At 67.4% G+C, this 24,767-nt stretch carries 21 protein-coding genes; 14 read left to right on the top strand and 7 right to left on the bottom strand.

The window, feature by feature from the left end; all coding sequences use genetic code 11:
- Window positions 1-148 precede the first annotated feature (148 nt).
- The 7 genes from IWX75_RS11220 to IWX75_RS11190 all read left to right on the top strand — a co-directional run bounded on the left by IWX75_RS11220 (window position 149) and on the right by IWX75_RS11190 (window position 9,437).
- The gene (locus IWX75_RS11220) at window positions 149-1,351 is read left to right on the top strand and encodes a glycosyltransferase family protein (RefSeq protein ID WP_196822344.1); all 1,203 of its coding nucleotides are present in this window, start codon (window positions 149-151) and stop codon (window positions 1,349-1,351) included.
- Window positions 1,338-2,672 (top strand): glycosyltransferase family 4 protein, encoded by a 1,335-nt coding sequence (locus tag IWX75_RS11215; RefSeq protein WP_196822343.1) that lies wholly within the window; start codon window positions 1,338-1,340, stop codon window positions 2,670-2,672. The genes IWX75_RS11220 and IWX75_RS11215 overlap by 14 nt, the downstream gene beginning before the upstream one ends.
- Window positions 2,669-3,814: a glycosyltransferase family 4 protein gene (locus IWX75_RS11210; protein ID WP_196822342.1), complete on the top strand. Its 1,146-nt coding sequence runs from the start codon at window positions 2,669-2,671 to the stop codon at window positions 3,812-3,814. The genes IWX75_RS11215 and IWX75_RS11210 overlap by 4 nt, the downstream gene beginning before the upstream one ends.
- Window positions 3,811-5,634: an ABC transporter ATP-binding protein gene (locus tag IWX75_RS11205; protein ID WP_334684274.1), complete on the top strand. Its 1,824-nt coding sequence runs from the start codon at window positions 3,811-3,813 to the stop codon at window positions 5,632-5,634. Before IWX75_RS11210 ends, IWX75_RS11205 begins: the two co-directional genes overlap by 4 nt.
- On the top strand, window positions 5,631-6,845 hold the full coding sequence (locus IWX75_RS11200) for an aminoglycoside phosphotransferase family protein (protein WP_196822341.1): 1,215 nt from the start codon (window positions 5,631-5,633) through the stop codon (window positions 6,843-6,845). Before IWX75_RS11205 ends, IWX75_RS11200 begins: the two co-directional genes overlap by 4 nt.
- A complete protein-coding gene (locus IWX75_RS11195) occupies window positions 6,839-7,891 on the top strand; it encodes a phosphotransferase (RefSeq protein WP_196822340.1) in 1,053 nt (350 codons plus the stop codon). Before IWX75_RS11200 ends, IWX75_RS11195 begins: the two co-directional genes overlap by 7 nt.
- A 67-nt stretch (window positions 7,892-7,958) precedes the next feature.
- A complete protein-coding gene (locus IWX75_RS11190) occupies window positions 7,959-9,437 on the top strand; it encodes a sensor histidine kinase (RefSeq protein WP_196822339.1) in 1,479 nt (492 codons plus the stop codon).
- A 48-nt stretch (window positions 9,438-9,485) separates the two neighbouring features.
- Here IWX75_RS11190 and IWX75_RS11185 read toward each other — a convergent pair whose 3' ends face one another.
- On the bottom strand, window positions 9,486-10,688 hold the full coding sequence (locus tag IWX75_RS11185; RefSeq protein ID WP_196822338.1) for a PucR family transcriptional regulator: 1,203 nt from the start codon (window positions 10,686-10,688) through the stop codon (window positions 9,486-9,488).
- Between the two features lie 100 nt (window positions 10,689-10,788).
- Here IWX75_RS11185 and IWX75_RS11180 point away from each other — a divergent pair, with 100 nt between their 5' ends.
- Genes IWX75_RS11180 through IWX75_RS11160 form a run of 5 tightly spaced genes read left to right on the top strand, consistent with a single transcriptional unit; the run spans window position 10,789 to window position 16,709 of the window.
- Window positions 10,789-11,877, top strand: coding sequence for a ferredoxin reductase (locus IWX75_RS11180; RefSeq protein WP_196822337.1), 1,089 nt, complete (start codon window positions 10,789-10,791; stop codon window positions 11,875-11,877).
- 54 nt (window positions 11,878-11,931) lie between these two features.
- The gene (locus IWX75_RS11175) at window positions 11,932-13,089 is read left to right on the top strand and encodes a fatty acid desaturase family protein (RefSeq protein ID WP_196822336.1); all 1,158 of its coding nucleotides are present in this window, start codon (window positions 11,932-11,934) and stop codon (window positions 13,087-13,089) included.
- A gap of 51 nt (window positions 13,090-13,140) precedes the next feature.
- Window positions 13,141-15,222 (top strand): phosphate acetyltransferase, encoded by a 2,082-nt coding sequence (gene pta, locus IWX75_RS11170; RefSeq protein WP_196822335.1) that lies wholly within the window; start codon window positions 13,141-13,143, stop codon window positions 15,220-15,222.
- Window positions 15,219-16,340: an acetate/propionate family kinase gene (locus tag IWX75_RS11165; protein WP_196822334.1), complete on the top strand. Its 1,122-nt coding sequence runs from the start codon at window positions 15,219-15,221 to the stop codon at window positions 16,338-16,340. Before pta ends, IWX75_RS11165 begins: the two co-directional genes overlap by 4 nt.
- A 27-nt stretch (window positions 16,341-16,367) precedes the next feature.
- Window positions 16,368-16,709: a YnfA family protein gene (locus IWX75_RS11160; protein WP_196822333.1), complete on the top strand. Its 342-nt coding sequence runs from the start codon at window positions 16,368-16,370 to the stop codon at window positions 16,707-16,709.
- Window positions 16,710-16,728: 19 nt separating this feature from the next.
- Here the strand turns inward: IWX75_RS11160 and IWX75_RS11155 are convergent, their stop codons facing one another.
- On the bottom strand, window positions 16,729-17,040 hold the full coding sequence (locus IWX75_RS11155; protein ID WP_196822332.1) for an AzlD domain-containing protein: 312 nt from the start codon (window positions 17,038-17,040) through the stop codon (window positions 16,729-16,731).
- Window positions 17,037-17,768: an AzlC family ABC transporter permease gene (locus IWX75_RS11150; RefSeq protein ID WP_196822331.1), complete on the bottom strand. Its 732-nt coding sequence runs from the start codon at window positions 17,766-17,768 to the stop codon at window positions 17,037-17,039. The genes IWX75_RS11155 and IWX75_RS11150 overlap by 4 nt, the downstream gene beginning before the upstream one ends.
- 101 nt (window positions 17,769-17,869) lie before the next feature.
- Here IWX75_RS11150 and IWX75_RS11145 point away from each other — a divergent pair, with 101 nt between their 5' ends.
- Complete coding sequence (locus IWX75_RS11145; RefSeq protein ID WP_196822330.1) at window positions 17,870-19,045, top strand: zinc-dependent alcohol dehydrogenase; 1,176 nt, start codon at window positions 17,870-17,872, stop codon at window positions 19,043-19,045.
- Between the two features lie 22 nt (window positions 19,046-19,067).
- Here the strand turns inward: IWX75_RS11145 and IWX75_RS11140 are convergent, their stop codons facing one another.
- Both IWX75_RS11140 and IWX75_RS11135 read right to left on the bottom strand, forming a co-directional pair.
- Window positions 19,068-20,867, bottom strand: a complete 1,800-nt coding sequence (locus IWX75_RS11140; RefSeq protein WP_196822329.1) for a glycoside hydrolase family 15 protein — start codon at window positions 20,865-20,867, stop codon at window positions 19,068-19,070.
- 40 nt (window positions 20,868-20,907) lie between these two features.
- A complete protein-coding gene (locus IWX75_RS11135) occupies window positions 20,908-21,774 on the bottom strand; it encodes a glycerophosphodiester phosphodiesterase (RefSeq protein WP_196822328.1) in 867 nt (288 codons plus the stop codon).
- 171 nt (window positions 21,775-21,945) lie between these two features.
- On the opposite strand from IWX75_RS11135, the gene IWX75_RS11130 reads away from it, so the two are divergent.
- Window positions 21,946-23,151 (top strand): DUF445 domain-containing protein, encoded by a 1,206-nt coding sequence (locus IWX75_RS11130; protein WP_196822476.1) that lies wholly within the window; start codon window positions 21,946-21,948, stop codon window positions 23,149-23,151.
- Here the strand turns inward: IWX75_RS11130 and IWX75_RS11125 are convergent.
- Window positions 23,148-23,936, bottom strand: coding sequence for a hypothetical protein (locus IWX75_RS11125; protein ID WP_196822327.1), 789 nt, complete (start codon window positions 23,934-23,936; stop codon window positions 23,148-23,150). The two genes, IWX75_RS11130 and IWX75_RS11125, sit on opposite strands and share 4 nt — an antisense overlap.
- A gap of 206 nt (window positions 23,937-24,142) precedes the next feature.
- On the bottom strand, window positions 24,143-24,412 hold the full coding sequence (locus tag IWX75_RS11120) for a GlsB/YeaQ/YmgE family stress response membrane protein (RefSeq protein ID WP_442858971.1): 270 nt from the start codon (window positions 24,410-24,412) through the stop codon (window positions 24,143-24,145).
- Window positions 24,413-24,767 lie beyond the last annotated feature (355 nt).

The raw sequence follows: 24,767 nt of genomic DNA, 5'->3' as shown, positions 1-24,767 counted from the left end.
GAATTCCAAGATGAGACACCTGTTAGAGACGGATGAGAACAATCTCATGAGAGCTCTCTCATCAAGCGTTCACCAAGGTCTCATCCGGGCCTGACTGAATGAATAACCAGAAGCTCACCAGCAAGAGACGGCTCAATTAAGGCGCACCATGTCACACAAGTTGAAGAAGGAACTCCGGGTAGTCCTCTACTCCCACGATTCACAGGGACTGGGGCATACCCGACGCAACCTCGCAATCGCCCATGCGCTGGCTGCCACTCTCCCCGGGCTCACCGGCCGCCAGGTCACCGGCCTGCTCGTGACCGGGGAATCCTCCGCGACGCGATTCGACAGCCCCGAGGGGTGGGACTGGGTGGTGCTGCCGGGCATTCGCAAAGGCGCTGACGGATACACCCCCCGCCACCTCGCAATCGGTCAGAAGAAACTCGTTCGCCTGCGCTCCTCCATGACCGACGCCGTGCTGGCCCAGTTCAAGCCCCACCTCGTGATCGTGGACCGCCATGCCTTCGGCGTCGACGGCGAGCTCCGACAGGCGCTGGTGGCGCTTCGCAAGGCACGGCCCGCCTGCCGGATAGTGCTGGGGCTGCGGGAAGTCCTCGACAGCCCGAGCGTTGCGAAACGGGAGTGGAAGAACCTCGGCGACCTCGACCATCTCGCGGATACCTTCAATGCGCTCTGGGTTTACGGTGATCCTGGGTTTCATGATCCTGTGCGGACAGGCGAGATCCCCGCGCGGCTCAGCCCCCTGGTCCGCTACACGGGCTACCTTTCGGCAGGACGGGTGTCGCGGCGCCGTACCAGTGGCGCGCGGAGGCCGTACCTCCTCACCATGGCCGGAGGCGGATCGGACGGTCTCGACGTCCTGCTCACCGCGGCCCGGGCCACCCTTCCCGAGAAGTACGAGCACCTCATCATCACCGGACCGCAACTGCCCAAGGAACACCGGATCCAGGTTGAACAGGCGGCGACCCCCGGCACGCGGGTGCTGGGCTCGGTGCGGGACGCGCTGGCGGAGATCAAGGAAGCCTCGGCCATCGTCTCCATGGGTGGGTACAACTCAGTGTGCGAGATCATGAGTACGAGCACCCCGGCGCTGATCGTCCCCCGCATCAGCCCGAGGCGTGAGCAGCTGATCCGCGCGGAGTCGCTGGCTCGTCATGACCTCCTCGACGTCTGCCATCCGGAGGAATTCACCTCCGCGGCACTGAGCCGATGGTTCACCTCGGTGGCGGGTTCCGACGTCGACCGCTCGGCAGTGGATCTCGCCGGCCTTGAATCGGTGGCCGGACTGGCAGCCGATCTGCTGGACACCCACCTCCTCGAAGATTGGACCTCCAGTGAAGCCGTCTAGCCCTTCCCGCACCGCCTATGTGCTGAAAATCTATCCGCGTTTCTCGGAGACCTTCATCGTGACGGAAATCCTTGCCCGGGAAGCGGCCGGGGAGGAACTCGAGATCTTCTCGCTCCGGCCCCCCGTGGACCCGCGGTTCCACCCCGAACTCGCACGGGTCCAGGCACCGGTCACCTACGTGACGAAACCCGCGAAGCTCAGCGACGGGTGGGCTCTGATGGCGGCCGCGCACCAGGAGCTACCCGGTTTCGGGGAGCGCTTCGCCGACATCCTGCCCAGCCTGGTGAACATGGATCCCATCGACGTTCATCAGGGGATTGAACTGGCGACACTTTTCCACAGCCGCGGCATCACCCACGCCCACGCCCACTTCGGCTCCGTCGCGGCGCGCACGGCCCGTATCGCGTCTGCCCTGACCGGCATCCCCTTCTCCTTCACCGCGCATGCCAAGGACATTTTCCACGAAGAGGTTGACCAGCCCACCCTGATCAGCCTGATCGGGCACGCGCACCACGTGGTCACGGTCAGCGACTTCAACCTCGGCTACCTCCGCGGCCTCGCCCCGGATCAGGCGCCCGCCATCCACCGCGTGTACAACGGGCTGGAGCTCGACCGCTTCGCCTACTCTCCTCCGTCCCCGCCCCGGAATCCCTTCCGGATCGTCGCCGTGGGCAGGCTCGTCGAGAAGAAGGGCTTCCGTCTGCTCCTCGACGCCGCCGCCGAACTGATCGGCAGCGGAACGGCCCTCGAGGTGAGGATCGCCGGCGGTGGACTGCTGCAGGAGGATCTCGAGCAACAGATCCACCGCCTCGGGCTTTCGGACGCCGTCACCCTGCTCGGGCCGCGGACACAGCAGGAGGTGGTCGACCTGCTCCGCTGGGCGGACGTCTTCGTTGCTCCCTGCGTGGTCGGCGAGGACGGCAATATGGACGGGCTGCCCACCGTACTGCTCGAGGCCATGGCCACCGGCGTGCCCTGCATCGCGAGCGATATCACCGGAATCCCGGAAGTGATGACGGACGCCGCGGGACGCAGGACCGGCGTGCTGATTCGCTCCGGCGAAACGGCCGAACTCGCGGACGCACTCCGTTTCGTGGCGTTGGACTCCTTCGACCGCGAGGGAACCGCGGGCGCCGCACGCGCACTGATCGAGCGGTGCTTCGACTCGAAGGTGCAGTCCAACCGGCTGCGGGAACTGGCGTCGGGTGCCGCCGTCGTGCCGTCCGGGACAGCCGCCGGGCCGTCCGGGACAGCCGCCGGGCCGTTCTCTTCCGCCGGGATGGCGGGCAGCTTCGGCGGCGTGCCGGTCAGGGCGTCATGATCCGGGTGGCATATTTCTGCATCGACCCCGGTGTGCCCGTCTTCGGATCCAAGGGCGCGTCGGTGCATGTGCAGGAAATCCTCCGGAGCTGGCGGGCACTCGGCGCGGAAGTCACGCTGTACTGCACGCGCACGGGCGACGACGTCCCCGCGGACCTCGCGGATGTTCCGGTGGTGGTACACCGCATCCCCAAGGGTGACGGCGCCGCCCGCGAGCGCTTCCAGGCGGACGCCGCGGCCGCCCTTGCGCAGCAGGCCATCACAGCCGGGACCACCGTGGTGTATGAACGGTACTCGCTCTTCAGCGATGCCCTGGCGCGGGTCACGGCGGCACTCGGGATCCCCGGTTTCCTCGAGGTGAACGCACCGCTGATCGACGAACAGCGGACCCACCGGGCCCTGCACGATGAGGCTGCGGCCCGGCACGCACTACGTTCCCAGGTCGCGGGAGCCACTCGGGTTGCGTGTGTCTCGGCCCCGGTGGCCCGCTGGGTCCAGGACCGCGTCCTGCCCGAGCACCGGGAGAAGGTGCAGGTGGTGCCCAACGGCGTGAACGTGGAACGCATCCGCCCCACCCCCGAATCCGGAGGCATGCCCGTGGTGGTGTTCGTCGGGACCCTGAAGCCCTGGCACGGGGTGGACTCCCTGATCGAAGCCAAGGCTGTGTCCGCAGGCGGGTGGTCCCTGAGAATTATCGGGGACGGCCCCGAGGGGCCGGCGCTCCGCGAACTGGCCGCGGACCGGGATGTGACAGTGGAGTTCGTCGGGGCCCTTCCCCCGGCGGAAGTGCCCGCAGCCCTGGCCGGGTGCGCCATTGCCAGCGCACCGTATCCGGCGTCGGCCAATGCGGAGGACCAGTACTTCTCGCCGCTGAAGATCTACGAATACTGTGCGGCCGGGTTGCCGGTGATCGCCTCCAAGGTGGGGCAGGTCCCGTCCATTCTCGACCACGGCGTCACGGGCATCCTCGTCGAGCCGTCCCGACCGGACGCACTCGCTGCGGCGATCGACGACCTGGCCGGAGCGCCACTCGCCCGTGCTGCGATGTCGGCTGCCGCCCGCAGGATGGCCACTGCCGGCCACAGCTGGGACGGCGTGCTGCAGCGCATCACCGCAGGAATCCCGCTGGAAGGGACACCGTGAGCAACCAGGGCGTGCAGCAGCAACCGCTTCGCCGGACGCTCGGGATCATCCGGCCACATCTTGGACGCCACAAGGTCCTCATGGGTGGGGGCGTCCTCGCGCTCCTCTTCGAGGTGGCTTTCCGGGTACTCGAGCCCTGGCCTGTGAAATACGTGGTGGATGCGATCACCCGGAGCCTGGGAGCGGAGTTCGCCGGCACGGGACCGGTTGCCACACCGGCCTTCCTCCTTGCCTGCGGCGCCGCCCTGGTCCTGCTCACCGGGCTCCGTGCGCTCTGCAACTTCCTGGCCACGGTGGCCTTCGCCCTGACCGGGTCACGGGTGGCCACCGAACTGCGCGGCCGGGTGTTCAGCCACGTCCAGGCGCTGTCCGCCCGCTATCACTCCTCGGCACGCACCGGTGACACGGTGCAGAGACTGGTGGGCGACGTCGGCCGGCTCCAGGAAGTGGGTGTCAGCGCGGGCCTGCCCCTGCTCGCCAACTGCATCACGCTCGTCGCGATGGCCGGCGTCATGTTCTGGCTGGATCCGCTGCTGGCACTCGTGGTCGCGCTCGCCTGCGCGTCGTTCCTCTTGCTGTCACGCCTCAGCACGGGCAAGATCACCGTGGCGGCACGGCGCACCCGCAAGGGCGAGGGTGCGCTGGCCAACACCGCACAGGAGAGCCTCGGCGCCATCAAGGTGGTACAGACGTACGGCCTCGAGGAGACCCTCGCCGACCGCTTCGGCGCGAGCAACGAGAAGACCCTCCGGGACGGCGTGCAGTCGCGAAGGCTTGCTGCGGCGCTGGAGAGGCGCACCGACGTGATCGTCGGGTTCGCCACCGCCGTCGTCCTCGCCGGCGGCGGCTGGCGCGTGGTCCAGGGTGCCATGACCCCCGGGGACCTCGTCCTCTTCCTCATGTACCTGAAGACCTCCATGAAACCGCTGCGGGACCTCGCGAAATACACGGGCCGCATCGCCCGCGCCACTGCCTCAGGGGAGCGGGTCGCTGATCTCCTCGATGAGCAAATCGATATCCGGGACGCCGAGGACGCCGCGCCCCTGGGGAAGGTGTGGGGTGACGTGGAACTGCGGAACGTCACAGCGGGCTATGCCGACGCCGCTCCTGTACTGAAGGACGTCACGCTGACATTCCTGGGTGGCCGGAGGACCGCCGTCGTCGGGCCCTCCGGATCGGGGAAGTCCACGCTCGTTTCACTGCTGGTCCGGATGATGGACCCCGTGTCCGGATCGGTGCATCTCGACGGCAGGGACCTGCGCGCCATCACCCTCGCTTCCCTGCGCGCCAATGTGAGCCTGGTCCTCCAGGATTCGGTCCTGTTCACCGGGACCATCCGGGAGAACATCCGGTACGGGCGGGTCGATGCCACCGATGCCGAAGTGGAATCCGCCGCCCGGACCGCCTCCGTCCACGGGTTCGTATCGGCCTTCGCGGACGGATACGACACCGTCGTCGGGGAGCGCGGCGGCACCCTTTCCGGCGGCCAGCGCCAGCGCATCGCCATCGCCCGGGCGCTGCTGCGCAACGCGCCCGTCGTGATCCTCGACGAGGTGACCACGGGACTGGACCAGGATTCGCGGTCGGTGGTGCTCCTCGGCCTGGACACCCTGACGCGGGACCGCACCACCATCACCATCACGCATGAGCCGTCCGTGGCCCTCGATGCCGACTGCATCATCTGGCTGCAGGACGGGCGCGTCCTGCTTCAAGGAACCCCCGATGACCTGAGAAAGGACCCGATGTTCGCAGCCTGGGCACAGCAGGAAACCGCCGAGGAGGTCCGACTCACCGGATCTGCTACGGGAGGCACCGAATGACCGCCCTGAAGTCCCGTTCCCTGGCCGCCATCGACCCCGCCCTGCCCGCGCTCGGCGTGCTGTTCGACCCGCCGGGGCTGAGCGCACTGCTCGGACGTCCGGTGCGGGCGGACCGCCTCCGCCACAAGCCCGGCGTGTCAGTGGTGGCACGCCTGCGCGAGGACGACGGCGGCATCCGCTGGCTGACGGCGTACGCTCCGGGGAAGGGCGCCAAGGTCGAAAAAACCCTCCGCCGAGCCGCGGAAAGCGGTGTTGCCCTTGAAACCATTCCGCTTCCCGGAGCACCCGGCCAGTTTCTGGTGTCAGGGCCGATCGAACTCGATCCGCGGTTGTACAAGACCCTGCGGCCCCTGCGAAGCTCCGGCGTCCTCGAGGGATGGTCCGTCCTCAACTACAACCCGCACCGGAGGGTGGTCTTCGCCGTCGGGCAGGGGCACGCCCGGACAGTCTGCAAGACGGGGTCCGCACACCGGGCCGATGCGGAACTGCTCGAACGGCTTGTCGCGGGCGGAGTGCCGGTACTGACCCAGGCCAACCCCGCCGGGCTGCCGGACCTCGGGCAGCTGCGCTATTTCCCCTGGTTCGGCAGCGGCGACCTCAGTGAGCTGCCGGTGAACAGCTCTGGTACTGCCGGCACCGGCACCGGCGCCCCCGCCTTCGCGGCAGGGCAGGCGCTCGCGCTGCTGCACGCCCAGCCACCGGCCTCCTTGACCCCGGGCATGCACGCTCCGGCAGCAGCTCTGGCGCACCACGTGGCCCGGAATTCCTCCCTCGTCCCGCCGCTGGCCGGACGGCTGGAGAACCTTTCCGCCGCCCTCGAACCCCTCCTGCGCAGGCCGGGGCACGCCGCATTGATCCATGGCGACTTCTCGGCCGACCAGGTGCTCGTCGACGGCTCCGACATCCGGTTGATCGACCTCGACCGCTGCACCTATGGCGCGGCCGCAGCCGACCTGGGAAGTTTCGCGGCCGTCGAGCTCCTTCAAACGCCCGTGCCCGCACAGGTCCCGGATGTCCTCGGGCTTCCGCTGACCGGCGCGATGCTCGAGGGCTACAGCGCAGGCCCCCTGGACGTCAGCCGCGAGGAGGTCCTTCCCTGGGTGGTCTTCCACCTCCTGAGCCGCCTTGGTGACCCCTTCCGCTCGTGTTCACCGAACTGGTCCGGGGAGACCGAAGCCAGGCTGGACCTGATGGAGGACCTCCTGTGCTGAGCCTTATTCCCGGGACGGTCACGGACTCCGCCGGCCGGGCGGCCACCGTCCACCGCGCCTGGCCCCGCAGCGACGGCAGGCTGACGTTCGAGGCCCGGGAGAATGACGGCGGTCTCATCCGCGCCGGCGTCATCGATTCCCCCGGGAAAGCCACCCTGGTTCCCTACGGGAAGGATCCGGTCCTCGGCGGACTGGCGGGCGCACTGGGGAACGGTGAGCTGGTGGTCCATCGCTACAGGAAACGTGCGGTCATCAGGGTCGGCGACGGGTACCGGAAGATCCTCCCTCCGGGCAAGGCCGAAAACGTGGCCGCCGCTCACCGCCGCATGCGGACCCTGGCGACGCCCGCCGGTGTCGAAACGCCCGACGTCGTCTCCACCCTCCCGGGCGGCCTCACTCTTTCCCTGGTGCGTGGAACGAGCTTCCATGAGCTGGGAAGGGCAGCCCTCGGGAAACCGTTCCCGCCGAACGGATGGACGCAGGGCTGGGAACTCTGGTCGCGGAAATGGCCCCTGCTGGCAGTGAACCCCCCAGGCGCAGCCCCTGCAACCCACTCCCCCGGAGATGAAGGTGCCACGCTTCGGCAATGGGTCGAACGGTGCGTGGAGTTCGGGCAGTTCGACATCCGCCCGGAAAAGTTGGAGCAGGCGGCCCTGGAGGTGGAGCGCCGCCTGCTGTCGGGGGCGCCGCAGCCACCGGTCCTCTCCCACCGGGACCTGCACGACAAGCAGGTGCTGTTCAGCGCCGCGCAGGGAACGATCGGTCTGATCGATTGCGACACTTTGGCCCTTGCCGAACCGGCACTCGACCTCGCCAACCTCCTGGTGCATCTCGAGTTCCGGCGCGAGCAGGGAGTTCTCTCCACCGCTGCGGAGCAGTTCGCAAGCGACGCCATTTCCAGCACTGCGTCGGCCATGGCGGTGCCGTCGGACCGGCTCCTGGCCTATGCCGCCTCGACGCGGCTTCGGCTGGCCTGCGTCTACTCCTTCCGGCCGCCCTACCGGTCCTTGGCGGAGGACTGGGCGAGACGGGTCCTCGACAGTTGACATCCCCGACGCCGGCACCCATGCCACCTTCGCTACCCTCGGCACCCCCGCGGTTACGCTTACGCCTATGACACCAGCGAAAGAGGCTTTTCCACGGTGGGTCTCCAGCATGAGGGTGCGCATCGTCGCCGTCGTCGTCATCCTGCTCCTGCTGTCCTCCATCGGTTCCGTCCTGCTGCTGCGCGTGGTGCTGTTCGAACGCCTTGACGAGGAGATCGGCGCAAGCCTCGACCGGGAGGCGGAGGAATTCCAGCTCCTCGCCAGCGGTGTGGATCCGCGGACCGGCGAGCCGTTCGGGGACGATATCGCCGCGATCTTCGACGTCTATTTCTCGCGCGAGATCGCCGATGAGGGTGAAACGCTGCTCGCCTTCATCGACGGGAACCTGTACGAATCGCGCCGTGCCACGCGAGTGCCTGATACGGACGAGTTCGGGCGAACCATCGAGTACTGGCTCTCCTTGGAGGAACCAACCGAGGGTTCGATCGACACCGACGCCGGAAACACCAAGTACTTCGCAGTCCCGATCCGGGGTGAACCAAGCGACGGGATGTTCGTCGTCGCGAATTTCCCGGCGAACGAACGGGGGGAGATCACCGACGCCGTGCAGACCCAGGTCCTGGTCCAGCTGGGTACCACAGCACTCGCGTCGCTGCTCGGCCTCGCACTTGCTGGACGGGTGCTCCGGCCGCTGCGGAATCTCGCGCAGACCGCCCGGACCATCTCGGAGACCGACCTGAGCCGGCGGATCGAGGTGGAGGGGAAGGATGAGGCATCGCAGATCGCCGGAGCCTTCAATGACATGTTGGCGCGCCTGGAGCAATCCTTCACCACGCAGCGGCAGTTCCTCGACGACACGAGTCACGAGCTGCGGACGCCGCTGACCATCATCCGTGGCCATCTCGAGCTCCTGGAACTCGATGAGACACCCGAGGAACGGGGCCAGACCGTCGCCGTCGTGACGGACGAGGTGGACCGGATGAACCGTATCGTCGCCGACCTGTTCCTGCTGGCGCGCGCCGAGCGGCAGGACTTCCTCCAGCTCGGGCCCGTGGAACTGCAGGAACTGATCATCACGGTTCACCGCAAGATGTGCGCGCTGGCTCCCCGGGACTGGCAGAGGAAGGAGCCGCCCCCCGGAGTGGTCTCCGCCGACCGGAACCGCCTCACGCAGGCACTGCTGCAGCTCGCGGACAACGCCGTGAAGTTCACGGACACCGGCTCCGCGATCCAGCTGGGAGCCGCCGTCACCGGAAAGGAGGTCCGGTTGTGGGTGGCGAATTCAGGGCCGTCGGTGCCGCCAGAGGATGCGAAGCACATCTTCGCCCGCTTCCGGCGCGGATCGGTCCGGTCCGCCACGAATTCCGGAGGAGCAGGGCTCGGGCTGTCGATCGTTGCAGCAATTGCCGAGGCGCACGGAGGGCGGGCCGAGCTGGTTCCCCGGCCCGGCTGGGGAGCGTCCTTCGAAATCGTGCTTCCCCGGGACGCGCGGGAAGCGCCGGAGGCTCCACTCCGAGCTGCGTCCCGCTCCACCCCCACTGGTTGAGGACTTGCGGCCGGCGCGCAGGTCGGATGCCGGCCCGGGGTGCCTGCATCAACGGGGAGTGAGCCACCCACTCCGTAACGCCATTTCCAGTTCGAACCGGCCCTGCGGGTCCTTCAACTCATCACCGAAAAGCTCCCGCAGCTGCACCACCCGGTAGCCCACCGTCTGCGCATGGATCCCCAGCTCGGCCGCGACGAGGCTGCGCTGCCCCCAGTGCCTCAACCAGGACAGCAAGGTCTCAGCCAGCTTGTCCCGCTGCGCCGGAGGCAGGTCGGTCAGGGGGGCCAGCCGGCGCTGCGCCAGCTCGGTGATCGCAGTGGGCTCGGCGCCCAGGATGACCTGCGTCAGGTGCTCGTCCGCCCAGATGGGCGGGTCCTCGGGCCCTTCGCGCGGGGGCAGCATCGAGGCGGCGAGGATGGCCAGCCGCAGCGAATCGGGGACCTGCTCCAAGCCGCCGGCCGGACCCACCGATGCGCCCCGGCCCCGCAGGGTCCTGGCCAGTTCGGTCCGTGCCGCAGGAGCCGGCCGCTCCGGAACAAGGGCGACGGCGTCGGTCTCGCGTTCGATCACCAGCGAACCGGGACCGAGCCGCATCCGCAGGCCCTCCGCCCGCTCGAGCGGCAGGTTCACCACGGCGAGCCGTGCCGGGAGCGCCCAGTCCGCCATGGACGCTGCCTGGCGGAGGGCCGTCTCATCCGACTGCCCCATCAACAGCAATTCGAGCAGTTCGGCCCGACGCCGGTCCACGGCCCCTGCACGCTCCGACTGTTCGAACGCATAGGCTTCAGCGCTCACCGCCGAGAGTTCATCGATGTACGCGAGGATGGATTCACCGAGGTTGACCACCACGCCGAGACCCAGATTGTTCTCCGCCGACACTTTCGACATCTCGCGGAAGGTGACGCGCGCACCCGTACGGTACGCACTCAGCAGGGCGTCCATGCTCCTGCCCTGCCGGAATTCACCCCTGCCGAGGCCTGCCACCAACTGCCGGCTTTCCTCGGAGAGGGCGGGTAGCCGTGTTCCGGGAAGCTGCAGGAACCGGTCGAGTGCCACGGCGACCCCGCCGCGCAGACCGCTGCCGAACCGCCCCTCCATGGGGCGCGCATAGGCCGGCACCAACTGCGGTACGGCCTCGATGATGGCTTCGACGATTCCGCTCACCAACGGCCTCAGCATGTCACTGACTTCGCGTGGGAGTCCAAGCCAGGGAGGGTCGAGGGCAGGTGCCGGGAGGCGATCTGCGGACATCTTATACACCGGACCTTTTGTTTCGGCGAGCTAGTTAGCCAACCCTAATCGTATGCCCGGATAGAAGAATCGGAACGCAAACCGTTCTAAGCTTGAGTATATGATCCGGCTCCCCAGACTGGCACGCGCCGCGTCTGCTCTCATCACTCCGCTCACACCGGAAGACTTCCTCGCACTGTTCAACCCGGTCTTCTCGGCCCGGCAGCTGCGTGGTGTCGTCACCCGGGTGGAGCGCGAGACCGAAAACTCGGCAACCATCTACTTCCGTCCGGGGTCCGGCTGGCATGCCCATCGCGCCGGCCAGTGGGCCCGCATCGGGGTCGAGCTCGACGGCGTCCGGCACTGGAGGTCCTATTCGCTGAGCGCAGCGGCCGGCCAGGACCCTGCCATCACCGTGACCGATGCCGGCGCGGTCTCGAACGTCCTGGTGCGGAACACCCGCCCGGGGGACGTCCTCTTCCTCGCACCGCCGCAGGGCGATTTCGTTCTTCCCGAACATCCCCGTGCGCTCCTCATGCTGACGGCCGGAAGCGGCATCACCCCCGTCATGTCGATGATCCGCACCCTGGTGCCGCGCCGACCGGACGCCGACGTCATCCTGCTCCACTCGGACCGCACCCCCGAGGTGAGCCTGTTCCGCGAGGAACTCAACGAGCTCGCGGACCAGTTTCCCAACCTGCGGGTGACCCACTGGTTCACCGAGGAGCGCGGTCGGCTCGATTTCACGGCGGACACCCTCGACGGGCTGTGCCCGGACTGGCGCTCCCGTGCCGCCTATGCCTGTGGGCCGGAAGGCTTCCTCGACGACGCCGAGCTCTTCTGGGCAGCGGAGTCGGCCCTTCCCCGCACCGATCCGGAACCCGGCCGCGCGGATCCGGGAAGCCTGACCATCGAACGGTTCAGCACCAGCCTCGCGGGCGGGGCGGGGCACGACGGCGGCCTGGTCACCTTCGAAAGCTCCGACCGTGAGATCGAGGCGGACGGGGAAACGCCGCTGCTCGACGTCGGAGAGGACGCAGGCATCCTCATGCCCAGCGGGTGCCGCATGGGAATCTGCCACAGCTGCCTGCTGCCGCTGCGGGCCGGACAGGTCCGCGACCTCCGGACCGGGGAAGTGCACGGCGATCCGGGCCAACTCATCCAGACGTGCGTTTCGGCAGCCGCCGGACCCGTCAATCTCGACCACTAGACCGAAGTACCTGCAACCACCGATTTCTCATCCGATTCCCAAGGAGAACAACCCATGACGACTACCCTGACCCGGCCAGGAGCCCTGGCAGCCTCCGGCCACCCGCTGGTCCGCCCGCACGCGGCACGCCACCTCACCGACGAGCAGGTGGCCGAGCTGGGCGTAGAGCTCGACGCGATCCGTGACGACATCCTCGCGAAGCGCGGAGCCACCGACGCCGCCTACATCCGCCGCGTCATCAAGGTCCAGCGCGGCCTCGAGTTCGCAGGCCGCGGCGCCCTCCTGTTCGGGCGCAACAAAGCCGCGTGGGTTGCCGGCACCACGATGCTGAGCTTCGCCAAGATTCTCGAGAACATGGAGATCGGCCACAACGTACTGCACGGCCAGTGGGACTGGATGCGGGACCCCGACATCCACTCCACCACCTGGGAATGGGACTTCGTGACACCCGCCAGGTCCTGGCAGCACACCCACAACGACCTCCACCACCGCTGGACCAACGTGGTGGGCAAGGACCGCGACGTCGGATACAACCTCCTCCGCATGGATGCCGACCAGCCCTGGAAGCCCTTCAACCTGGGCAATCCGCTGTACAACGCCATTCTGGCCCCCGTTTTCGAATGGGGAATCGCGCTCTACGACCTCGAGCTTCCGGAATACCAGGAAGGCCTGAAGTCCAAGGCCGACATGAAGCGGGACCTCAAGGCAGTCGGTATCAAGGCCGCCAAGCAGTTCACCAAGGACTACGCGGCAACACCTGCCGTCGCCATGCTGACGGGATCCGGCAAGCAGGCGCTCTACGGCACCCTCGTCGCCAACGCGGTGCGCAACGTCTGGGCCCACGCCGTCATCTTCTGCGGACACTTCCCCGAGGGCACCGACACCTTCACCGAGGAGATGGTCGAGGGCGAAACGCGCGGTGACTGGTACGTGCGGCAGATGATCGGTTCCGCGAACATCTCCGGGTCCAAGCTGATGCACCTGATGACCGGCAACCTCTCCCACCAGGTCGAGCACCACTGCTTCCCCGACCTGCCGTCGAACCGGTACGCCGAGGTGGCGGTCCGCGTCCGCGAGATCTGCAACCGCTACGGCCTGCCCTACACCACGGGTCCGCTGCCCAAGCAGGTGGCATCCACCTGGGCCAAGGTGTTCAAGCTCGCCCTCCCTGGCAAGGGCTCCGGCAAAGAGGGGACGCCCGCAACCGCATAACACCCGGACCCGCAGATGGCCAGCGGTGAACGAGCCTGTCAGGATGGGGCAATGACCCGCGGAATTTATGTGAGCGCCATGACCCCCGGCTCCGGCAAGTCCCTGATCTCCCTGGGGCTTGCCGACATGCTGCACCGGCACGCCGACCGCGTGGGCTTCTTCCGGCCCATCGTGGAAGGGGATGATCCTGCGGCGGATCCGATGGTGCGGCTCCTGCAGCGCGGTTTCAATCTGTCCCCCGAGCGCTCGCGCGGAGGCCTGACGAGGGCCGAGGCGCGGGCTCTCCTCGTCTCGGGGGACCGAGCGGAGATCGACGCGCGGTGCGTCGCCATCTACGGGGAGATCGCGGCCGAGTGCGACGTCGTGATCGTGGAGGGCACGGACCTCAGCGGAAACGATGCCGCCGTCGAGTTCGACCTCAATGCGCGCCTCGCCAACAACCTCGGCGCCATGGTGCTCGCCGTGGTCAGCGCGAAGGGGATGTCGGTCGCGGAGGCGGCGGACACCGTCGACGTCGCACGCCGCGAACTCGACGCGGCCAAGGTCTCGCTGCTGGCCATGATGGTGAACCGGGCGTCCGACGACGCCGTCGGAGAGATCGCCTCGCACGTGCGGCCAGGCCGCTCCGGCCGCCCGGTGTACGTGATTCCAGAGCTCGCCGAGCTCTCGCAGCCCACCGTTTCCGAAGTCTCGGCGGAACTCGGAGCCCGCCAGATCGCCGGCAGTTCCAACCTCGAGCGCGATGTCACCTCGGTGCGGGTCGCCGCCATGAACGTGGGCAATTTCCTCCACCTCCTGACCGACGGGGCGCTCGTGATCGTTCCCGGCGACCGCGCCGATGTCCACGTGGCCACGCTGGCGTCGTCGTTCTCCCCCGAATTCCCCGTGCCCTCGGGAATGATCCTCACCGGGGGGCTCGCGCCGGACCCCAACATCCTCGCCCTCCTGGCACAGGCGCCGTTTCCCGTGTTCACGCTCGACGACGACACCTACACCGTCGCACGCCGCGTCAGCGAGGTGCGGGGCGAGATTGCCAGCGGGTTGCGCCGCAAGGCCGCCGCGGCACTCGGTGCCTGGTCCCGGCACGTCGATGAGACCGAGCTGCTCGAGCGCCTCGAACTTCCCCGGGCCGTCCGCATGACGCCGCTACGGTTCCTCCACGACCTCATCCAGCGGGCACGGTCCGAGCGCCGCTCCATCGTGCTGCCCGAGGGCACCGATGTCCGCGTCCTCAAGGCCGCCGAGATCCTCCGCCGGCGTGATGTCTGCGACCTGACGATCCTCGGTCCGGAGGCCCGCATCCGCGAGCTCGCCTCGGGCCAGGGCATCGACCTCACCGGGCTGACCCTGATCGACCCTGAGACGTCGGAGCTGCGGGAGGAGTTCGCCGCCGAATACGTGCGCCTGCGTGCGCACAAGAACGTGTCGATCGAGCAGGCACGCGAGCGTATGCTGGAGGGCGCATACTTCGGTACCATGATGGTCCAGCTCGGCACCGTGGACGGCATGGTGTCAGGAGCCGCCCACACCACGGCCAACACCATCCGTCCCGCGCTCGAATTCGTGAAGACCAAGGACGGCGTCCGGATCGTCTCCTCCGTGTTCCTCATGCTCCTGCAGGACCGCGTGCTGGTCTACGGCGACTGCGCCGTCAATCCCGATCCCGATGAGGAACAGCTGGCCGACATCGCCATCGCCTCCGCCGAGACCGCGGCGCAGTTCGGCGTGGAGCCGCGCGTGGCGATGCTCTCCTACTCGACGGGAGAATCGGGCTCGGGCGGCGCGGTGGACGAGGTGCGCCGCGCCACCGAACTGGTCCGGAAACGGCAGCCCGGACTAGCCGTCGAGGGACCCATCCAGTACGACGCCGCCGTGGACGCCTCGGTGGCCGCGTCCAAGCTGCCGGGTTCCTCGGTCGCCGGTCAGGCGACGGTCTTCATCTTCCCGGACCTCAATACCGGCAACAACACCTACAAGGCGGTGCAGCAATCGGCCGGTGCCGTCGCCGTCGGCCCCGTGCTGCAGGGCCTGCGGAAACCGGTCAACGACCTGTCCCGCGGGTGCACCGTCGAGGACATCGTCAATACCGTGGCCATCACCGCAGTACAGGCCCAGCAGGAAAGGCTCCCATGATCGTGCTCGTCATCAATTCCGGGTCGTCATCGCTGAAGTACCAGGTCCGGGAAGGCGGGAACGTCCTCGCCGAGGGTCTGATCGAGCGGATCGGCGAGGCCGAAGTGCCCGACCACACGGCAGCCCTCGACCTCGTCGACCGGCAGTTGACGGACACCCTTCAGGGCCGCACGATCGACGCGGTCGGCCATCGGGTGGTCCACGGCGGCGAGCGGTTCAGCGAGCCCGTGCTGATCGACAACGAGATCACGCGGGCGATCGAGCGCCTGAACCCCCTGGCGCCGTTGCATAATCCTGCTGCGGTGCAGGGGATCCGCGCCATCACCCGGAAATGGCCGGACATGAGCCAGGTGGCGGTTTTCGATACCGCGTTCCACCGCACGCTGCCCGAGCGGGCGTGGCGGTACGCGGTTCCCGACAAGCTGTACCGGAAGTACGGCATCCGCCGCTACGGTTTCCACGGCACCAGCCACGAGTATGTCTCCCGCGGGGCCGCGGCCCTGCTGGGCGTTGAACCGGGGAATTTCAGCGGCGTGATCGCGCACCTCGGTAACGGAGCATCGGTGACCGCCGTGCAGGACGGCAAGAGCATCGACACGTCGATGGGTTTCACCCCGCTCGAGGGCCTCGTGATGGGCACGCGGTCAGGCGACATCGACCCCTCGATCCTGCTGTTCCTGATGCGCGAGGGCTATTCTGCCGACGACCTCGATACGCTCCTCAACCGGGAATCCGGCCTCCGGGGACTGACCGGGACCAATGACATGCGTTCGGTGGACGAGGCGGCTGCCTCAGGAGACCATCGCGCGCAGGTCGCCCTGGATGTGGCGGCGTACCGTCTCGCCAAATACATCGGTGCGTACCACGTGGCGGTGGGCGGCGCGCAGGCGCTGGTATTCACCGCGGGAATCGGTGAGAACGCAGCCGGCTTCCGGGCCGCCACCGTGGCGCGCCTGACCGCGTTGGGCCTGGTGCTCGACGACGACCAGAACGCGGCCCGCGGCGCGGAAGCCCGCGTGATCAGCGCCACCGGATCCGCCTTCCCCGTGCTGGTGGTGCCCACGGACGAGGAAGCAGCGATCGCGGAGGCGACGACCGCGGTCGTCACCTCGGGCTGACAGCGCCCGCTCGGGCACACTTGGCGTATGACGATCACCAAATCAGTCGTTCTGTTCGTCTTCGCTGCCTGTGCGGAGATCGGCGGCGCCTGGCTCATCTGGCAGGCAGTGCGCGAAGGCCGCCCGTGGTGGTGGGCAGGACTCGGTGTCATGGCACTGGGTGTCTACGGCTTCATCGCGACCCTGCAGCCCGATGCCTCGTTCGGGCGCATCCTCGCTGCATACGGAGGCGTCTTCGTGGCCGGCTCGCTCGCCTGGGGGATGATCTTCGACGGGTTCCGCCCCGATCGGTGGGATGTCGCCGGCTCCGCCATCTGCCTGGCCGGGGTCGCCGTGATCATGTTCGCGCCGCGGTTACCGTCCTCCTGAACGCGGTCGCCGCAATCCGTCAGGCTGCCCCGAGCAGTCTGGCGAGCGCAGCAGCAGCTGCGCCTGCAGCGACCACCACGAGGAACGGCGCACGGAACCAGAGCGCGATCGCTGCCGCCGCGAGTGCCGCCAGCCTGGCATCCGCCACGACCTGGGTGCCGGCGGCCACCGTGTTGACGGCGGTCAGCGCCGCCAGCAGGCCGATCGTCACCGACCCGGCGACCCGGAGCATGCGCGGGTTATCGAGCAGCCTCGTGGGCACCAGGTAACCGGCGAGTTTCGTCGCCATCGAGACCAGGCAGGCAATGAGGATCCAACCCCAGAGAGTCATGCCGGTTTCTCCGGGTCGACACCGGAAGGATAGGGGTCGACGTCGGGTTCCAGGCCCTCGGTGGCCGGACCGAGACCGGAGAGGCCCAGGGCCGCGGCCACCACTGCGGCGATGAGGATCGGAACTCCCGGCGGAACAAGGGGAACCGCAAGGACGGTCACGACGGCGCACACCACAGCGATCGCGGCGGGCTCCTTCGCCTGGATCCGCGGCCAGAGGAGTCCCAGGAACGCTGCGGCGGCCGCGCCGTCGAGTCCCCACTGCGCCGGGTCACCGATGGCCGCTCCCAGCAGGGCGCCCAGCCCGGTGAAGATATTCCACAGCACGAACACCCCGATGCCCGCGGCCCAGAACCCCCGCCGCTGCTCGGCAGGGTCGGTCTGGCCGGTCGCGGTGGCCACCGATTCGTCGATCGTGACCTGGGCGGCCAGCAGCTTCCGCCAGCCTGCGGGCCGAAGCAGGAGGTTGAGCTGCATGCCGTAGACCCCGTTCCGGATACCCAGGAGCGCCGAGGCCGACAACGCCGAAAGCCCGCCGCCGCCCCCTGCGATCACACCGATGAACGCGAACTGGGAGCCGCCGCTGAACAGCAACAGGCTCAACGCCATCGTCTGCCATAGATCGAGGCCGGCCGAGACGGACAACGCACCGAAGGAGAGCCCGTAGAGGCCCGTCGCCACCGCAATGGAAAGGCCCACCTTCACGGCGGGCGATTCGGAAAGTTTCACCGCCCTAGGCTATGCCGGGCGGGAAGGAAACTTTCCATTTGTGTCGATGAGGGGAATAGTGGGAATCGACAGCCTACTTACTAATCCTGAGGAGAGCACCGATGAAAGCAGTGACATGGCAGGGACGACGCAACATCAGCGTGGACAACGTGCCTGATCCGCAGCTTCAGGAACCGACGGATGCGATTGTGCGCATCACCTCGACGGCCATCTGCGGCTCCGATCTGCACCTCTACGAGGTGTTGAGCCCGTATATGGACCGCGGTGACATCCTTGGCCATGAGCCGATGGGCATCGTCGAGGAGGTCGGCAGCGAGGTGACGAACATCAAAGCGGGTGACCGCGTGGTCATCCCCTTCAATATCTCCTGCGGACACTGCTTCATGTGCTCGCGTGGCCTGCAGTCCCAGTGCGAGACCACGCAGGTCCACGAACAGTCGACGGGCGCGAGCCTGTTCGGTTTCTCCGAGCTGTACGGCTCGGTCCCGGGCGGCCAGGCCGAGTTCCTGCGCGTCCCGCACGCGAATTACGGCCCGGTCAAGGTAGGGCACGACCTCCCGGATGAGCGCTACCTCTACCTTTCGGATATCCTTCCCACGGCCTGGCAGGGGGTCAAGTACGCGGACGTGCCCGACGGCGGGACCCTCGCCGTCTACGGCCTCGGCCCCGTGGGCCAGTTCGCTGCGCGGATTGGCAAACACCTCGGGTATCGCGTGATCGGCATCGAACCCGTACCGGAACGGCGGGCGATGGCCCAACGCCATGGGGTGGAGACCATCGACTTCACCAAGGACCTCGGTGAGGAACTGCGGAGCATGACCGGCGGGCGCGGCCCGGATTCGATCGTCGACGCCGTCGGACTGGAGGCACACAACTCGCCGGTGGGCGCTTTCGCCCAGAATGCCGTCGGCCTCCTGCCGGACGCACTGGCCCAGAAAGCGATGGACGTTGCCGGAGTGGATCGCCTCTCGGCGCTGCACTCCGCCGTGGACGCGGTCCGCAGGGGTGGAACGATCTCGCTGAGCGGTGTCTACGGCGGAACGGCGAGCCCCATGCCCCTCAAGACGATGTTCGACAAGCAGATCCAGTTCCGGATGGGCCAGTGCAACGTTCGCAGCTGGACCGACGAACTGCTGCCACTCGTCGAGGACCCCTCAGATCCCCTCGGCGTGACCGACCTCGTCACCCACGAGGTCTCGATCGACGAAGCGCCGATCGCCTACAAGACCTTCCAGAAGAAGCAGGACGGCTGCATCAAGGTGATCCTCAAGCCGTAACGCCTTCCTCCGGACAGGAAGGTCAACCGACCAGTTGCGCCCTGGTGTGCGCCTCCTGAAGGGCGTCGGCGGCACGCACCAGGGCAAGGTGGGAGAAGGCCTGGGGGAAGTTCCCCGCCATGCGGCCCTGCGCGGCGTCGTACTCCTCCGAGAGCAGGCCCAGCTCGTTGCAATAGCCGACCAACTGGCCCATGAGCGCGGCCGCCTCCTCCTCGCGGCCGCTGTGGGCGTACTGCTCCACGAGCCAGAAGGAGCAGGCGAGGAAGGGATGCTCTCCTGCCGCCAGGCCGTCGGCCACGGACTCGGTACGGTAGCGCGCCAGTAGCCCGTCCGCGTTGAGCAGGTCCGTCTCGAGTGCCGCCACAGTGCCGAGCATCAGGGGGTCGTCGTAGTCGACGAATCCTACCTGCGGCAACTGCAGCAGGGAGGCATCCATCTCGGTGCCGCCGTAGGTCTGGGTGAAAGCGTTTCTTTCAGCGTTGAAGCCGCGCTCCATGATCTCGGCGTGCAGCCCGTCGCGCAGCGCCTGCCAGTGATCGGCGGGACCGGTAAGGCCGTGGTCGCGGACTGCGCGGACCCCGCAGTCGAAGGCGGCCCACATCATGACCCTCGAATGGGTGAAGTGCATCTTCTCCCCCCGCATCTCCCAGATCCCGTGGTCGCGGTCGTCGAGATGATTCTCGGCGAAGGTCAGCAGGGCTTTCTGCAGCGGCCAGGAGAAGTGGTCCTCCTGCTCGCCGTGGCAGCGCAGCTTCTCCAGCGCCACCATGACCTCGCCGACCACGTCGGCCTGGTACTGGGTCACAGCGCCGTTTCCGATCCGGACCGGCGTGGATCCGGCATAGCCGGGCAGGTGGTCGAGGATCTTCTCGGGCAGGTCGCGCTCGCCTGCCACCCCGTACATGATCTGAAGGTCCTCCGGGTCCCCCGCTACGGCCCGCAGCAACCAGTTACGCCACTCGAGCGCCTCCTCCTGGAGGCCGTGCGTCATCATCGCCTCGAGCGTCAGGGCTGCATCGCGCAACCAGCAGAACCGGTAGTCCCAGTTCCGCGCGCCGCCGAATTCCTCGGGTAGTGAGGTGGTGGGGGCGGCAACGATGCCGCCCGTGTCCTCGTGCGTGAGGGCACGCAGGACCAGCAGTGACCGCAGCACGGCGGGGCCGTACGTGCCGCCGTCGTCGTAGCTCGAGGCCCACGACTTCCAGTAGGTGATGGTCTCGTCGAGCGCCTCGTCGACGTCGAGGGCCCTGGGCGCCGGCCGGTGCGAGGGGTACCAGACCAGCTCGAGGTCGACCACCTGGTCCGCTTCCACGGAGAAGGTGCCTCGGTGGCGATGGTCGGCCGCGGTCAGGCGGGGGCTGCGAAGCATCAGGGCATCGGGCCCGGCGATGCCGAGCAGCACCGGGCCGTCGTCGTCACCCTCCTGGCTCACCCACGGCAGGATCGTGCCGTAACCGAAGCGGATCTCCAGCTCCTGCCCCATGGCCACCGTGCCCTGGATGCCCTGGATGCGCCGGACGATCGAGGCGCGGCGGTCGCCGGTGGGCATGAAGTCCGTCACGAGCACCTCGCCGGTGTCGGTGCGCCAGTGGGTCTGCAGAACGAACGTCGAATCGATGTAGCTGCGTTTCACCACTTCGGCGCCGGCGGACGACGGCGCCACCAGCCACCGGCCGTGGTCCTCCGTGCCGAGCATTGCCGCGAAGACCGACGGCGAGTCGAAGCGCGGGAAGCAGAGCCAGTCGATACTTCCGCTCCGGGAGATGAGGGCTCCCGTGTGCAGGTCGGACAGAAGGGCGTAGTCCTCGATGGGGGATTGCATGACTCAACTCAATCACACCCGCAAGTAGTACCGCCGGGTTTCAGTGCGCGGGCTCGCTGCGCAGTTCCATCATCAGTGCGGGGTAGTCGGTGGTGACTTCCTGCACGCCGAGCGAGGTGACCAGTTCGAACTGCTCAGGGGTATTGACGGTCCAGACCCGCACCCGAAGGCCCTCCTCCACCCACCGCCGCACACGGTCGGGGTGGTCCCGGACATAGGCGATGCCTGGCCCGGCCGTACCGACGACATGCCCGTCCAGGAGTTTTTCACCCTCCCGCATCGCCCGGCTCATAAGGTTGATCACTGCACCCTCCGCGATCGATCCGATACTGAGGGCATCCCGCACTTCGCCCGGTTCGACGTCCGCGACCAACTGGCAGAGCGCGTGGGGAGGCGCCGATTCGGCCAGCTGCCGCATCGAGTCCGGATTGAAGCTCATGAAACTGATATCGATGGCACCCAGCTTCGAGCTTTCGGGGTCCCAGCCCTCATGCATCAGGAAGGCGATCAGTTCTTCCTCGAGGCGCAGGCCGAAGGGACTCGGATGCTTGAGTTCGATCGCCAGGGCGAGAGGCCGCCCAGCGAGCCGAAGCAGGTCGAGGAGTTCCTTCAGTGTCAGCAACTGATTCGCGGGTCCACCGAATTCGGAAGGAATCCGGGCGCCCTTCCACGAGGAGAAGTCGAGCTGCCGGAGCTCGTCCAGCGTGGCATCGGCTACATCTCCCGAGCCGTTCGACGTCCGGTCCAGCGTGGAGTCATGGATGCAGACGAGCTGCTCGTCTCTCGTCAGGTGGACGTCGCACTCCATGCCGTCGGCACCCTCGGCCAACGCCTGGAGGTACGCGGCGCGAGTGTGCTCGGCGAACTCCCCGCTCGCTCCCCGGTGGGCAAAAATCACTTGACGCACGCGCTGCACCTATCCTTTGGCTCTACCCGGACGTTTCGCTACCACGCTACGCGAGACAGCCATTCCCGGTGCCCTGCGGCACGGGTTCCGGCTGCTGCCGTGGCTAGACTGACACCTGTGGATGGAGAAACAATCGGCACCGACGATCAGCGTGCCGCAGGACTGCGGCGCATGAAAACCCTCGCGACAGGCATGCTCGTGGTGATGGCGATCATCTTCCTCGGAGCGTTTGCGTTCCAGGAGCAGTACCCCTGGCTCCAGTACGTCCGGGCGGCGGCTGAGGGCGGGATGGTAGGGGCGATCGCTGACTGGTTCGCGGTGACCGCGCTCTTCAAGCACCCGATGGGCCTGAAGATCCCGCACACCGCGATCATTCCGCGGAAGAAAGACCAGATCGGCCTTTCCCTCGGCCAGTTCGTCGAGGAGAACTTCCTCTCGGAATCGGTGGTCCGTTCGAAGCTGGACACAGCCCGTATCGCAGAGAAGGCAGGAGCCTGGCTGGAACGGCCCGAGAGTGCGGACCGCGTCGCGGCGGAGGGCGCTGCACTGATCCGCGGCATGTTCACGGTACTCAACGACGACGCCGTGCAGGGCGTCATCGAATCCATGGTGCGCAAGCATGTGGTGGAGCCTCCGTGGGGGCCTCCTGTAGGCCGCATGGCGGAGCGGATCTTCGATGAGGGCCATCACCACCGCCTGGTCGATCTCCTCGTGGACCGTACCGCTGACTGGGTGGATGCGAACTACGCCGTGGTCACGCGCGTCGTGGCCCAGCGCTCGCCCACCTGGGTGCCCCGGCTCGTGGACGGCGTGGTGGGCGACCGAGTGTATGCGGAGGTTTCGAAGTTCATCCGCGCGGTCCAGGACGATCCACGCCACGAGGTTCGGATCGCTCTCGACAAGTACCTGAAGGACCTCGCCGGCGACCTGCAGCACAGTCCGAACACCATTGCCAAGGCCGAGGAGATCAAGGCCCAGCTTCTTGACGATCCCCGGGTGAGAGACCTCACGGCACGAACCTGGTCGACCGTCAAGACGGCGCTGCTCGAGGCCGTCAATGACCCGGACAGCGAGCTCACCACGAATTTCAAGGCTGCGGTCCGGGACTTCGGTTCCCGGCTGTCGAGGGATCCCGAGCTCGCCGGCAAAGTGAACCGCTGGATCTCCGACGGCGCGGCCTACGCCGTCCGCACCTACCGCAGCGAGATCGCGGGAGTCATTTCCGAGACCGTGGAACGGTGGGATGCGAAGGAGACCTCGCGCAAGATTGAACTGCAGATCGGTAAGGACCTGCAGTTCATCCGCATCAACGGCACGGTGGTCGGTGCGCTTGCCGGGCTCACGATCTTCTCCGTGGCCCACGCGGTTTTCGGCTAGTTCCGCTCCCGGCCTTCCGGTCGATCGAGGGTATTCGCGAGTTCGCCGGGGATGGTCTGCGGAAGCGGACCGAACGCCAGCCGCGTGGCCTTGATGACCGCCTTGCCCATCACGTGGTTCCCTGTCCCGCCGACAACCGCACCGACGCCGAACGGAAGCGCCCTGCCCAGCATCATGCCTCCCTGCCTTGCGAGCATCCGTCGCAGGAACTGCCGCCGGATGGTGGCAGCGAGCCCTCCGACCACCGAGGCGGGAGCCGCCTTTCCCATCAGGTTGCCCCAGTGCTGGGTTGCCCCGGAACCGGCCGATGCTCCCAGCGTTGAGGTGATGAGGGCCGTGCCTTCCTCTCCCATCAGGATCGCCATGACCATGGCGCGCGAGCGCTCCGGGTTATCGGTGCGGATTCCGTGGAGTTCCGCGATCGACTCCGCGTACAGCGCGGTCGTCTCGAGGAAGCCGACGGTGGCGGCGGCGGACAGTCCCAGCGAAGCGATCGTCCCCACGGCCGGCACTGCGGCGGTTGCGCCGACAGCGGCCCCGGTGAGCGTGGTTGCCCGAAGGTAGTCCCGCTCCAGCAGGATCGCCAGTTCGGCCGGTGACGCCTTGGGGTTGCTGCGGCGGACCCGGCGCAGGTTGGCCAGCACGAGTGGCCGCTGAACGTCGAGGGCACGCTCGATGGCCCGGGCGATGGAGGGCTTGGGGTTGCCGTCCTTGTCGAACAAAGCATTGTTGGCGGCCTTGGCCGCGGGATGGGGCCGATTCCGGCTGAACGGGTTCTTGGGCATTGTTTCCTTTCCTTGCCGGCAGGACCGGCAGACGGGACGCGCTTCAAGTCTAGGTTCGCCAACCGGGCGGTCCCTTCCCGAGGGAACATGCGGCTACCGGCGGCGCCTCTCCTACAGGAAAGGCGCCGCCGGAGATCCGGCGGCGCCTTTCCTGTTCCCACGCTGTTCCCCCAAGGACCAGGTGGATTTTACTGCAACAGTGTCGCTTAGACGCGTGAACCACGCTTGGTGACGGCACCGTAGATGACGAGGACGATGAGTGCGCCGAGGACGGCGAACAGGATCGACGGAAGGGAGAACGTCGAGGATGTATTGACGTTGAAGACCGCATTGGCGATGAATCCGCCCAGCAGTGCGCCGACGACGCCGAGGATCATGGTGATCAGCCAGCCGCCTCCCTGCTTGCCGGGCAGGATCAGCTTGGCGATGGCACCGGCGATAAGGCCGAGAATGAGGAATGCGAGGAAGTGCAACATGTGGTGCTCCTTGAGTGATATGTGCCGAACCACGAGGATCGACGGTTGCGGATAAGACCGATGCACCGAGGTGCAACTTTTTTCTACCCTACTTCATCAGCATGCTTAGGGTTCAATCCTAGCACTCACCCATTGCCGGCGATCAAGGCCCTGACCGGCCCGGGAGTCGGGCGCGGCGGAGTCCTCGAAAATCTCCGGTCACCAGCAATGGCGCGGTTATCGGGAACCGGGAACAAGCGGCGGTTACCCCGGGGGTGCTCGGCGCCCATCCGATCCCTGCACCCGACGGACCTTCGGTTATCACCGTCCGTGAACCTATTGCGATCCGAATGGATCGGAATTCCGCCGAGATTGT

The sequence above is a fragment of the Arthrobacter sp. CAN_A6 genome (assembly GCF_015751715.1).
GTDB lineage: Bacteria > Actinomycetota > Actinomycetes > Actinomycetales > Micrococcaceae > Arthrobacter_D.
Note: the sequence above shows the minus strand (reverse complement) of the source record. Positions and strands in the feature narration are given on the sequence as shown.

Coding starts and splice junctions, on each gene's coding strand:
- IWX75_RS11220 (WP_196822344.1), top strand. CDS start 149: ATGTCACACAAGTTGAAGAAGGAACTCCGGGTAGTCCTCTACTCCCAC.
- IWX75_RS11210 (WP_196822342.1), top strand. CDS start 2,669: ATGATCCGGGTGGCATATTTCTGCATCGACCCCGGTGTGCCCGTCTTC.
- IWX75_RS11200 (WP_196822341.1), top strand. CDS start 5,631: ATGACCGCCCTGAAGTCCCGTTCCCTGGCCGCCATCGACCCCGCCCTG.
- IWX75_RS11190 (WP_196822339.1), top strand. CDS start 7,959: ATGACACCAGCGAAAGAGGCTTTTCCACGGTGGGTCTCCAGCATGAGG.
- IWX75_RS11185 (WP_196822338.1), bottom strand. CDS start 10,688: ATGTCCGCAGATCGCCTCCCGGCACCTGCCCTCGACCCTCCCTGGCTT.
- IWX75_RS11180 (WP_196822337.1), top strand. CDS start 10,789: ATGATCCGGCTCCCCAGACTGGCACGCGCCGCGTCTGCTCTCATCACT.
- IWX75_RS11175 (WP_196822336.1), top strand. CDS start 11,932: ATGACGACTACCCTGACCCGGCCAGGAGCCCTGGCAGCCTCCGGCCAC.
- pta (WP_196822335.1), top strand. CDS start 13,141: ATGACCCGCGGAATTTATGTGAGCGCCATGACCCCCGGCTCCGGCAAG.
- IWX75_RS11165 (WP_196822334.1), top strand. CDS start 15,219: ATGATCGTGCTCGTCATCAATTCCGGGTCGTCATCGCTGAAGTACCAG.
- IWX75_RS11160 (WP_196822333.1), top strand. CDS start 16,368: ATGACGATCACCAAATCAGTCGTTCTGTTCGTCTTCGCTGCCTGTGCG.
- IWX75_RS11155 (WP_196822332.1), bottom strand. CDS start 17,040: ATGACTCTCTGGGGTTGGATCCTCATTGCCTGCCTGGTCTCGATGGCG.
- IWX75_RS11145 (WP_196822330.1), top strand. CDS start 17,870: ATGAAAGCAGTGACATGGCAGGGACGACGCAACATCAGCGTGGACAAC.
- IWX75_RS11140 (WP_196822329.1), bottom strand. CDS start 20,867: ATGCAATCCCCCATCGAGGACTACGCCCTTCTGTCCGACCTGCACACG.
- IWX75_RS11130 (WP_196822476.1), top strand. CDS start 21,946: ATGAAAACCCTCGCGACAGGCATGCTCGTGGTGATGGCGATCATCTTC.
- IWX75_RS11125 (WP_196822327.1), bottom strand. CDS start 23,936: ATGCCCAAGAACCCGTTCAGCCGGAATCGGCCCCATCCCGCGGCCAAG.
- IWX75_RS11120 (WP_442858971.1), bottom strand. CDS start 24,412: ATGTTGCACTTCCTCGCATTCCTCATTCTCGGCCTTATCGCCGGTGCC.